Origin of the sequence: Staphylococcus pseudoxylosus, assembly GCF_003697915.1 — a bacterium.
Classification (GTDB): Bacteria; Bacillota; Bacilli; order Staphylococcales; family Staphylococcaceae; genus Staphylococcus; species Staphylococcus pseudoxylosus.
Map to the genome: position 1 here is coordinate 25,189 of NZ_RCVN01000018.1, position 11,397 is coordinate 36,585.

Annotated in this window: 9 protein-coding genes; 3 read left to right on the top strand and 6 right to left on the bottom strand. The window is 32.8% G+C overall.

What is annotated here, in order from left to right:
* The first annotated feature begins 121 nt into the window (after positions 1-121).
* The gene (locus tag D9V42_RS13240) at positions 122-886 is read left to right on the top strand and encodes a DeoR/GlpR family DNA-binding transcription regulator (RefSeq protein WP_017723245.1); all 765 of its coding nucleotides are present in this window, start codon (positions 122-124) and stop codon (positions 884-886) included.
* Between the two features lie 100 nt (positions 887-986).
* Here the strand turns inward: D9V42_RS13240 and D9V42_RS13245 are convergent, their stop codons facing one another.
* From D9V42_RS13245 to D9V42_RS13270, 6 genes are all read right to left on the bottom strand, one after another.
* The gene (locus D9V42_RS13245; protein ID WP_122065327.1) at positions 987-2,459 is read right to left on the bottom strand and encodes a Na+/H+ antiporter NhaC family protein; all 1,473 of its coding nucleotides are present in this window, start codon (positions 2,457-2,459) and stop codon (positions 987-989) included.
* Positions 2,460-2,540: 81 nt separating this feature from the next.
* Complete coding sequence (locus tag D9V42_RS13250) at positions 2,541-3,878, bottom strand: LLM class flavin-dependent oxidoreductase (RefSeq protein ID WP_107555533.1); 1,338 nt, start codon at positions 3,876-3,878, stop codon at positions 2,541-2,543.
* Entirely contained in the window at positions 3,875-4,891 is a 1,017-nt protein-coding gene (locus D9V42_RS13255; protein ID WP_122065329.1) for an MsnO8 family LLM class oxidoreductase, read from the bottom strand. The genes D9V42_RS13250 and D9V42_RS13255 overlap by 4 nt, the downstream gene beginning before the upstream one ends.
* A 238-nt stretch (positions 4,892-5,129) precedes the next feature.
* Complete coding sequence (locus D9V42_RS13260; protein WP_107555535.1) at positions 5,130-5,909, bottom strand: glucose 1-dehydrogenase; 780 nt, start codon at positions 5,907-5,909, stop codon at positions 5,130-5,132.
* Between the two features lie 347 nt (positions 5,910-6,256).
* Positions 6,257-7,921 (bottom strand): Na/Pi cotransporter family protein, encoded by a 1,665-nt coding sequence (locus D9V42_RS13265; protein ID WP_122065331.1) that lies wholly within the window; start codon positions 7,919-7,921, stop codon positions 6,257-6,259.
* A gap of 358 nt (positions 7,922-8,279) precedes the next feature.
* The gene (locus D9V42_RS13270; protein ID WP_122065333.1) at positions 8,280-9,569 is read right to left on the bottom strand and encodes a YhgE/Pip domain-containing protein; all 1,290 of its coding nucleotides are present in this window, start codon (positions 9,567-9,569) and stop codon (positions 8,280-8,282) included.
* A 157-nt stretch (positions 9,570-9,726) separates the two neighbouring features.
* Between D9V42_RS13270 and D9V42_RS13275 the strand changes: the two genes are divergently transcribed.
* Together D9V42_RS13275 and D9V42_RS13280 are read left to right on the top strand one after the other, a co-directional pair.
* Positions 9,727-10,332: a TetR/AcrR family transcriptional regulator C-terminal domain-containing protein gene (locus D9V42_RS13275; protein ID WP_107555538.1), complete on the top strand. Its 606-nt coding sequence runs from the start codon at positions 9,727-9,729 to the stop codon at positions 10,330-10,332.
* A gap of 29 nt (positions 10,333-10,361) precedes the next feature.
* Positions 10,362-11,300, top strand: a complete 939-nt coding sequence (locus tag D9V42_RS13280) for a magnesium transporter CorA family protein (protein ID WP_107555539.1) — start codon at positions 10,362-10,364, stop codon at positions 11,298-11,300.
* The last annotated feature ends 97 nt before the right edge of the window (positions 11,301-11,397 follow it).

Here is an 11,397-nt window from a genome sequence, read left to right on the forward strand (position 1 = left end):
TAATATATTTTTTCGTTTCTTTCAAATATTCTTTCGTTTATTTTCATTTTGATTTGTTTTAGTTTTCTTGTGCACTATTTATGTTAAAATGTATAGTGATATAAAGGAGGATGTGATTCATATGAAAATGTATGCTGATGAGCGTAGAGAACATATTTATACTTATATAAAATCTCATAAACGTGCAACTGTAAAACAGCTCTCTGATTACTTAAGTGTTACAGAGGCAACTGTAAGAAGTGATTTAAGACGCCTTGAAAGTGAAAATAAATTAATCCGTACACACGGTGGTGCAAAAATAACTGATAACCTGGGTTCTAAGTTAAATTTTTCTTATCGCTTAACTCAAAAGCATTCAGAAAAATATAAAATTAGTAAACATGCTTTAAAAAAAATACAACCACAGCAATGTATTATGATTGATGCAAGTTCTACAACTTATGAATTAGCTAAATTATTAACGGAAACAACAATGGAACTAACTATTATCACAAACGGGTTAGAAAACGCAGTATTATTAAAAGAGAATCCACACTTAACAGTGCTTGTGGTTGGCGGTTTTGTTTCACAAGATTCAAATGCGATTACAGGTAATATCGACTCACAAATACTAGAAATGTATCACATAGATTATTTCTTTTTATCTGCGAACGGCTTTACACTTGAAAATGGCTTAACTGATTTCTCTTTACCTGAAGTTCAATTAAAAAAACAAATGGTAAAAGAAAGTGAAAATGTCATTGCACTTATTGATAAAAGTAAATTCGATATATCCTCTACGCTTTCATTTGCAAAAATCAGTGACATTACAGAAGTCATCACTGATGAAACACCATCAAATAAATGGAAAAAAAATGTACCATTCTCATTAACAGTAGCTCCATGAAAAAATAAAAACAAAAAAGGAACAACGATAGACTTTAATGATCTAAGTATAAATTACTTATAGATAAAGTCATCATTGTTCCTTTTATTTTGAATAGCAACTATATACCGCCACTCCAACCAACTGCGGTAAAGATATAAAGTATCACACCACCAACTATCATCCATATGACAAATAGCGGCGCCATAAATTTAAACCATGAGCCAAAATTAGCCTTAGCTATAGCGATAGCACCAATTGTAGCACCTAATGTCGGAGTGATAAGATTACCTAATCCACCGCCAAAAGATAATGAGGTTAATAATATTTGATCATTAACCCCTAATGCTGTTGTAACAGGTTGTAATATAGGCACCATCACACTCATCAATCCAGAACCAGAAGGCACTAAGAAATTAAATATTGTAGCAACCAAAAACACTAAAACCGAAACTACACCAGACGAAGCACCATCAAGTTGCGTCGTCAATCCATGCACGATAGTACTTAATATTTGACCTTTTTCTAATATCACGCTAATAGTATTTGCCATAATGATTGCAAATGCAACTACAAGCATTGGTTTTGCACCTTCTAAAAATCCATCCACCATTTCAGATGGTCGTTTCCCCTTAACAATATAGGCCAACATAAAACTCAAACCAAATACTGTAATAAAAACACCATTTCCATATCGTTCAGTCCAATTTAGCAAACCATTTCCTAACGCTAAAATGATAGGTGTAACAACAACTAAACTAACGATAATGGTATCTCTCCAACTTACCTTTCTATCTTCCGAACCCATTGCATCATTTGATGAATCATCGTTTTGCTGTTGCCAAAATTTTGTCGTCATCATACTATTATCTGGATTTTTAATTACTCTTCGCGCATACCAAATTACATATAATAAGGTCACAACTAAAAATATAAGATACATAATTGCCCTACCACCGTAGCCTGAATAAAGTGCGACATCAGGATAGACAATTTGTCCGATTTTAGCCATTCCAGAAGGTGAGACTGAAAATGCCATATATAAAGGCAAGAATGTAATCGCCAAAGCCATAATAGGATCTAATTTTAAACGTTTTACTAAAATGACACCCAAGGTTACAAACACAATCATTTGATCCCCACCAACAAAGAATCCTATAAAAGCCATCAATGAGAATAAACCTATTATTAATGGCAGTGCGCCTGCATGTTCAAATCTATAAATCATGAAATTAGTTATTTTCGTAACTGAATTTAACTGCAGAATCCCTCCCATTGAGCCACCTATAAATAATAGCAAAGTGACTGTTTGAGCAGATTGGATACCCCCATTTAGAATTAAAGTTATTGCATAAAATGGATTCACAGGATGTTGCGCAATTGCGTGGTAAGTCCCTTGTATCATCGATCCATCTTTGTCGGTATTAAACGTCCCAGCAGGAATGATATATGTCAAAAAACAAGCAAACATCATCATTATTAACATCATTAATAGCACATGTGGTAATTCTAATTTCCTTTTTGCTTTTATAGAAGTTGGGTTAGCTGTTTGATTAACAGTATTTTGATAAGATGTTGTACTAGATTCTGACATAGTCGTTCACTCCTTTTAATAAAAAATAGACACAACTTTTATAATTTAGATGTGTCCATCCTTTTCAATATTTGCAAAACTTTAGTTTGTAACACGTGATTGTGTAGATTGCGTATATCTATTTTCTTTAAAAGGAAGGCCAAGATGATCTCTTAATGTTTCGCCACGAAACGTTTTATCATAGTACCCCTTCTCTTCTAGAATAGGTAATACATTTTCTAAGAATTCATCATAAACCGCCCCGTATATATGTGGTCCAAAAATAAAACCATCTGCTGCACCGTCTTCTACCCATTCAATGATTAAATCTGCTACAGCTTCATATGTTCCTATAAATGGAGAACGTCTAACTGTTTCTTCTAGCGCAACTTCTCTTAACGTTGATTGGTTTGCTTTTGCACGATTAGCAATTGCATCTGCTGTAGCTCGGAAACTATTTTGACCAACTTCTCCTAATTCTGGAAAAGGTGCGTCTAAATCATATTGACTGAAATCATGATGATCATAATAACGACCTAAATAATCTAATGCTTCATCAATATTTGCTAAAGTCTTAATTTTTTCAAAACGTGCTTCTGCTTCACTTTCTGTCTGAGCTATGACTGGTGCTAATATAGGATAAACGCTTACTTCGTCGGGGTTACGTCCATAAGCCTTGGCTTGATCTTTAATACTTTCATAATTCCGTTGTGCACTTTCTTTTGATTCTCCTAATGTGAAAACTGCATCTGCATATTTGGCTGCATAGTCTTGTCCTTTAGGTGAAGCACCTGCCTGAAAAATGACTGGTTGACCTTGTTCAGAACGACTTGCATTTAATGGTCCTTTTACTTGGAAATATTCACCTTTATAATCTAGCGTGTGCATTTTGTTTTTATCTAAATATTCGCCTTTTTCAGTATCAAATTTAAAGGCATCATCTTCATATGAATCCCATAATCCTTGTACCACTTGAATATGTTCTTCAGCAATATCATATCTCGTATCATGCTCCGGATGTTCACCTTTACTATAGTTATCTGCACTACCCTCAAGTGGTGATGTAACAACGTTCCATCCTGCGCGTCCATGACTAATATTATCAATCGTTGCTAACTGTCTCGCAACGGTAAAAGGTTCACTGTATGAAGTTGAAATTGTACCAACTAAACCAATTTTTTGAGTAATAGGCGCAAGTGCAGCAAGTAGCGTTAAAGGTTCGTGTCTATCTAAGAAATGAGGGATAGATTTCTCATGAATATATAAACCATCTGCTACAAAAACAAAACTAAAACCTGCTCGTTCTGCTCTCTTAGCAATGTCTAGTTGGTATTCAAAGTTAGTACTGGCATCGCTAGGAACTTCATTAGATTTCCAAGCATGCATATGACTGCCTGGTCCATTTAACATAATTCCAAAATCTATTTTTTTCTGACTCATAATACCCCTTCTTTCTGATTAGCAATTGTGTATGATGGCGCAAGTTTCTCCACCGTTTTCACTCTTAATTTGTGATTCTGTACTGGCATATGCAACATAAACTCATCGATGAGTCCTTCGTTGTTTAACTGTGATAGTTGATGTTTAACTTCAGTAGCTGAGCCTTCTAAAACGTCTATTTGCTTTTCCTCAACTTCAAAATGTTCTGCACTTTGTTTACTAAATGCTTCTAGTTGCTCCTTAGTATTTACAGTAATTTTTCTACCATCCTTAAAATGCAAAGCATAATTTGTACGACCATCTTTAACTAATTCTTTATCATTTTCATTCTCTGTTACAACTGCCGCTACAGCAACAATAAAACGTCCTTCTGGATATTGTTGTTTATAAGATTTCACTGCACTTCGTAACATATCAACATTAGAATTTATAAAGAAAGCATATACAAAACCAACATTTTCATTTGCTGCAAATTGCGCCGAACGGTCACTGCCCCCTAATAAAAAGAGCTTTGGCTTAGGGACTTCATTATCTCTTATGGAAGTTTGTAATTGATGATACGCATCATCTTCTTTAAAACTGCGATTATTGAAATTGTTTAACAGTTGGAATTTATCATTAAATGTAACTTGTGGCGATTTGAATTCTGATTGCAAAGCTTGTGTTGCTAATGGAAATCCACCAGGTGCTTTACCAATCCCTAAATCTACTCTACCTGGTGCAAGATGGCTAATAAAGTGGAATTGTTCTATTACTTTAAAAGGACTATAGTGCTGTAACATGACTCCTCCTGAACCAATACGTATTTCGTTAGTCTTGTTAAGTAGATGTGTCACTAATATTTCTGGACTTGTACCCGCAACTTCTGGAATATTATGATGCTCTGCAACAAAATATCTCGTATATTTTAAGTTATCTGCTAGTTGTGCTAATTCAACAGTTCGTTGTATACCCTCATTTACAGTTTCATTAATATCAATTGGACTTTGATCTAGAATACTCATAGATGTCATATATAATCCCCCCAAATCAATTTTCTGAATATTAGATTACTAGTAATACTATGCTCCTCATACAACTTTGTCAAGTATTCTTATCGTTTTAGTAAGAATTAAATAAAACTAGATGCTTTGGCGTCATTTAATATAAGCACTTTAAAAGCATCGTAAAAAAAAGAGAAGTTGAGTATTATTTTATCTCAACTTCTCTTTTGATATTACTAGATTTAATTTTAAATGAGTTACTAGTTATTTATAATGCTGTATATCCCCCATCAATTGTGACAACACTACCAGTAACAAATGATGAAGCATCAGAAGCTAAATATAGTGCAGCACCTTGTAATTCTTCAGGTACACCAGGTCGACCTAATGGTGTAAAATTCATCCATGTGTCAATCATTTCTCCACCTTGAGCAAAATAATCTCTAGTTAGTTCTGTTTCCATATAACCTGGAGCAATCGTATTTACACGTATACCATGTTCCGCCCATTCATTTGCTAAGCTTTTAGTAAACATAATCACTGCACCTTTAGATGTATTATATGCCGCCTGTGGCTGTGGTGTATTTACAATGATTCCAGACATAGAAGAAGTGTTCACAATCGTACCTTTTTGTTGTTTGATCATCACTTTTCCTACAGCTTGTGAAACTAAAACCATGCTATTGATATTGACATCCATATTTTTAACCCAACGATCGTAAGGCATATCTTCAAATTTAACATGTTCATTGATGCCAGCATTGTTAAATAGAATGTCTATACGCCCAAACTGATCCATTACATCTGAAACCATTTGCTCAACATCCGACACGTTTGTTACATCTACTTTACATGCCAAGGCTTGATTTCCTGTTTCAGTCTCAAATTCGTTTGCTGTTTCTTTTGCCAAATCTAAATTAATATCAGCAATCACTAAGTTTGCACCTGCTTCAGCTAAACCTTTCCCCATTGCTTTTCCTAGTCCTGAGGCACCTCCTGTCACAATTGCAACTTGGCCATCCAGTTTAAATTTGTCTAAAACACTCATGTTATGTAACCTCCATTTATTTCGTCTATTATTTGTAATTGTAAAATAAATTAATATCCAAAGATAGTGGAAACGCTTACTAATTTTATTCTCTAGATAATTCCCACATATTCACTTAGAAAATTTCGATTATGAGATAGTATGTTATCACTTTAACAACTACTTTAGCGTTGATACTAAAGTAATTTTGGAATATCAAATCATTCTTAACTTGATAAACCTATAACTAGAATCAACACAATCTTTTTTAATATTTTATATAAAAAAGACGAGACAGAAATCAAAATTTGATTTCTATCTCGACTAGTGTAATTATTTTATAAATAATTATATACTAATTTTTACAATTAGTAAGACCAACCTAATGGATTTTCCGCGTGTTCTTCTAATTCTATTTCATCAATATCAACCATTGATTCTGAAATATTTCTAGAATGGTAACCGATTCGTTCTAATATTGCAATCATATCTAGATATAATAAGCCACCTTCTGGTGAACACTCACCTGAACTTAAACGTTTAATATGTTTTTTCCTTAAATCATGTTCAAGTTTGTATGAATCATTACTTATTTTAACTATTTCATCCCGCTTAACTCTGTCATAAACGTTGAACATTTCAACTGTCTTTTCAAACGACATGTTAACATGATTGTAAAGCTTTTCAATACTTTGTTCAGCTTTATCAGATATTTTGATAGGATCTGTATCTTTCTTCTTCAAATCCAATAAATAGGCTTCTGATAAACCAGCCACTTTCAACATCGTGCGATTAACATCAAATAATACAGACATTCTTTCTGCATCATCTTGTGACAACTTCTTCTCTGATATTTTAGTAAGGTACTGTCTGACATTATCATACATATTGTCAATCGCTGCATGTTTCTGAATAATATCTTTTTCAGTTTTTTCATCGTAGTGATTGACTTTTTGTAACATGGATAATGTCATTCTACCAATGTTTTGAATTTCATCTTGAGCTTCTTGTAGCGCAATATTAGGCGCTCTATTAATTAAGTTCTTATCAAGATGTCTTGGTTTGTATTTTTCATTAATATCTTCACCTGGAATTATTTTCGTAACTATCCAAGCTAGTACAAAAATAAATGGTAATTGAATTAAAGTATTTGTTACGTTAAATGTACCGTGTGCAAATGCAATAACCATTTCTGGTTTTAAATTCATTGCGCCTTGCATCCACTCAATAACTAGTTGGTACAACGGTAATATGAGCAAGAATATTGCTGCACCTATCACGTTAAACATGACATGAACGGCTGCAACACGTTTTGATGCAAGAGAACCTGCTAAACTTGCTAAAACAGCAGTAATCGTTGTACCGATATTATCACCTAATAGTACTGGCAGTGCACCATGCAAGCTAATTAAATCATTAGCAAAGAACCCTTGTAATATACCAATAGTTGCACTTGAGCTTTGGATGATAACTGTTAAGAATGTACCAGCTAAAACACCATATATTGGATTTGATGACATATCTAACATGATTTGTTTAAACCCATCTAAATTAGCGAGTGGCTTCACTGCACCACTCATCAATTCTAAACCATAAAAAAGAGAACCAAACCCAAATAAAATCATACCTATATTTTTAACTTTTCTTTTCTGAATAAAGAAAATTAAAAACGCGCCAATAGCTAGGATGGGTAGTGAATAAGCACCAATATCAATACCTATTATAAATGCTGTAACCGTGGTACCTATATTCGCTCCCATAACAACCCCAATTGCTTGTCGCATTGTCATAAATCCTGCACTTACAAGACCAATCGTAATGACAGTAGTCCCTGAACTACTTTGAATTAAAATTGTAACAATCATACCTGCCAAAACACCCATGATTGGATTACTTGTAAATTTATTTAATATACTTCTCAGTCGATCGCCAGCAGTTGCTTGTAAGCCATCGCCCATCTGTTTAATTCCGTATAAGAATATACCTAAACCACCGATAAAAGTGAAAATTATCTCCATTACAGAAGAATCCATCGTCACACCTCTTTAAATTATTTGTAAACTATGTGAATTATAACTTATTTTTGTTAAGCAAATGTTAATTCTTTATTAAAATTATAGAAAATGTGCTAAACAATTATGTAATCATATTTCATTCAATTTCCAATGTGCTAATAAACATTGCAATGACAGTGTTTAATATAAACAATGGGTAATACATTTTATGCCAATTAATTTTGTATATTTTATGAAATTTTATTTTGAATTAAATGTCTATTGAAATATTCACATAAAAAGGGTTAGATATCAAATTAATTATTTGATATCTAACCCTGCTAACAAAATCCTTTATTTTAAATCCATCCAATAAATAATGCTGTACTTTAAACATTTATGAAGGAACTTCTGTACGTTTCCCGCTATGTTTTCTAATTATTGCAGCACTTATTGAAGAAACAACTCCAAAAATAATAAAACCGATAAACATCCACATGGTAGCATTCATTTCTAGTGGTTGATCCATATAAAGTAATGCTCTCAAATATTCACCATAGTGAGTGAATGGATTCCACCCCACAACATAATCTTGATAAAATTGCGGTAGCATTTGTTTAGGGAACATTACAAGTTGCATACTAAAGAACATTGCTATAAAGAATATTGGAATAGATTTCATACCTAACCAAGTCATAACTCCTAAAATAAGACCAATAAAGCCTAATAATGCAATAGAAACAAAAAGCCCTATTTTATTAATATCAGGGAAGTCAAACCCTTGAACACTAGACATAAAGTATACATAACCAAATCCACCTATAAAGGCAGTAACAACAGCAATAGCCAATTGACCTAGCGACGCAATAATGCGATGCGAAATTATAATATTATCTGAAGTTCTAAATGCAAAGAATAGCAAAATAGAGGCCACGATTGAACTAATCCACACTGGCATAAACATCAAGAATGATGCATTACCATTACCTTGATGATCTTTAACTTTATGAATCTTTTGATCTGATACCTTCACAGGATTTGTAAGTCCTTGAATATCTCTAGGGCTAACTTTAACATCCTGTTTTTCTAGAGTATCTAAACCTTGTTGCGTTATTTGTTTATTTAAATTATCACCGATACCTTTTAATACATTTGAAGAAATTTGTGATGCTTGCATATTCGCACCACTATTAATCAATGTTTTAAATTCTGCTTGATTGACTGTTATGTCTTGTGAAGCACCAGACTTAACCATTTGACTTTGCATTTTTTTTGCCTGTTCTGGCGGTATTTCACCTGATTGTATTTGCTCTTGCATTGCTTGCTTTTTACTATCCATTACTACTTTTTGAGTTTTACTCATTGCATGTTTTGAAAAGTCTTTTTCAAAAATAGCTGCACCAAAATATTTTTCCTCATCTAATCCTTTACGAGCATCTTTTTCATTATCTACTTCAACCCATTTTATAGTATCAGAATCACTATTTAATAGTTTATCTTCTAATTTTTTACCAATGTTGATGTCATTATTTTGAATAGATGTGCCTTCATCTTGGTTAACTATAGCAATGGGTAAAGATTTTGGTTTAGGATTATATGCTGGATAAAATGCCATTGAAAATATTGCCAATATGATTAAAATTGCTATTGGTGCTATCCAAAGTAATTTATTTTTAAATATACTCATATTATTTACCTCCTTTTTGAACACTTTGTTGATTAATGACTACTTTGTTTATTATAATTAGTATAATTCAATAAGCAATATGCAATATGTTTCATTTTGTTTGTTTATCAACAAAAAAAACATGGTTTGTCTATTAAAGTTTAAGGAGCTGAATCAAATGGTAGAAGATCGTCGTGTCAGAAAAACTAAAAATGCAATCAAACAAGCTTTTATAAAATTATTAGCAGAAAAAGAACTAGAGCGGATAACGATACAAGATATAACAACCCTAGCAGATGTTAATCGAGGGACTTTCTATTTACACTATGAAGATAAGTATATTTTACTTTCAGACATCGAAGATGAAATTCTCGCTGGTTTAGCAGATGAAACAGGGACTTATAAGTTGGGTATGCAAGACTCAACTTTAGAAGATTTCGCTAAAATATTTTCGGAAAAGATTCTTAAAAATATCATTCTCCATATTCAAAAAGATATCGATTTTTACTTAGTTATTTTTAAGTTAGATAGAAAGAGCCATCTTGAAGACAAGATTTCAGAACTTATGTACGCTAATATAGCTAAAAACCTTGGCAATAAGCAAAATATTTCAGGCATACCCATAGATTATTTTCATAGTTATGTTTCAGGTGCTGCGATTTCTTTTATCAAACATTGGGTACAAGATAATAATAGAATGGAACCCGATATGGTTGCTGATTACTTATTCAAAATTATATTTAACGGCCCATTACGTCTAATAGCAAATGAACCATATCAATAACACTTCTGAAGAAAGGAACTCAAATTATCATGATAGCTGCATATAAACATTCACCAACAGATACAATAATGGAATCCGAACTGGATCAAACAGCTTCATGGGTGAACGTCGTTGATCCCAACTGGGAGGAAATCGAAATGCTTATAGCTCGCTATGACATTCCTGAAGATTTCATACGAGACCCACTAGATAGAGAAGAGAGTGCACGTGTTGAATACGATGAAGATTCGCATTATTCATTAATCATATTAGACTTACCTATTATAAATGACACTAATTCAAAAGTATTATCATTTATTACTATTCCTTTAGGCATTATTATTGGAAATAAAAAAATCATTACGATCTGTAATGTTGAAAATGAATTCTTAGAAAACTTTGCTCGTCAGAATATAAACCTACGCTTTCATAGTCGTTTTGCATTAAATATATTGTTAACAATTACAAATCATTACAACAGAAATTTAAGATTGCTAAATAAAACACGTGTACGTATCGAACGTGAGCTAAAGAATAACGTCACAAATAAGCAACTTTATAATTTAATGGAAGTAGAAAAAAGTTTAGTTTATTTTTTAGCTGCGCTTAAAGGCAATGAAAGCATAGTAAAAAAATTGTTCCGTCTACCAGCTATGAAGCGCTTTGATGAAGATGAAGACATTTTAGAGGACTTATTAATCGAAAATAATCAAGCTTTAGAAACGACGAGACTTTATACAGATATATTAGAAAGTATCACTACTTCATACGCATCATTACTATCAAATGAGATGAATAATACGATGAAAACATTAACGCTTTTCACTGTGTTTTTAACATTGCCAACGTTAGTATTTAGCTTTTTTGGCATGAACGTACCCTTACCTATTGATGACCATAGTTATATTTCATGGCTCATCGTGATTGGCATTTCTCTCATTATCGTGACCATCGTAGGTGCGTTTTTATGGCGCAAACAAAAATTGTGAATTAGTTTATAAACTAATGCAGTGCCCGCGGAAAGTGTGCACAATCAAAACCACCCGTATAACGGGTGGTTTGCTCTGCGGCTATAAGCCTTTTTTA

Coding starts and splice junctions, on each gene's coding strand:
- D9V42_RS13240 (WP_017723245.1), top strand. CDS start 122: ATGAAAATGTATGCTGATGAGCGTAGAGAACATATTTATACTTATATA.
- D9V42_RS13245 (WP_122065327.1), bottom strand. CDS start 2,459: ATGTCAGAATCTAGTACAACATCTTATCAAAATACTGTTAATCAAACA.
- D9V42_RS13250 (WP_107555533.1), bottom strand. CDS start 3,878: ATGAGTCAGAAAAAAATAGATTTTGGAATTATGTTAAATGGACCAGGC.
- D9V42_RS13255 (WP_122065329.1), bottom strand. CDS start 4,891: ATGACATCTATGAGTATTCTAGATCAAAGTCCAATTGATATTAATGAA.
- D9V42_RS13260 (WP_107555535.1), bottom strand. CDS start 5,909: ATGAGTGTTTTAGACAAATTTAAACTGGATGGCCAAGTTGCAATTGTG.
- D9V42_RS13265 (WP_122065331.1), bottom strand. CDS start 7,921: ATGGATTCTTCTGTAATGGAGATAATTTTCACTTTTATCGGTGGTTTA.
- D9V42_RS13270 (WP_122065333.1), bottom strand. CDS start 9,569: ATGAGTATATTTAAAAATAAATTACTTTGGATAGCACCAATAGCAATT.
- D9V42_RS13275 (WP_107555538.1), top strand. CDS start 9,727: ATGGTAGAAGATCGTCGTGTCAGAAAAACTAAAAATGCAATCAAACAA.
- D9V42_RS13280 (WP_107555539.1), top strand. CDS start 10,362: ATGATAGCTGCATATAAACATTCACCAACAGATACAATAATGGAATCC.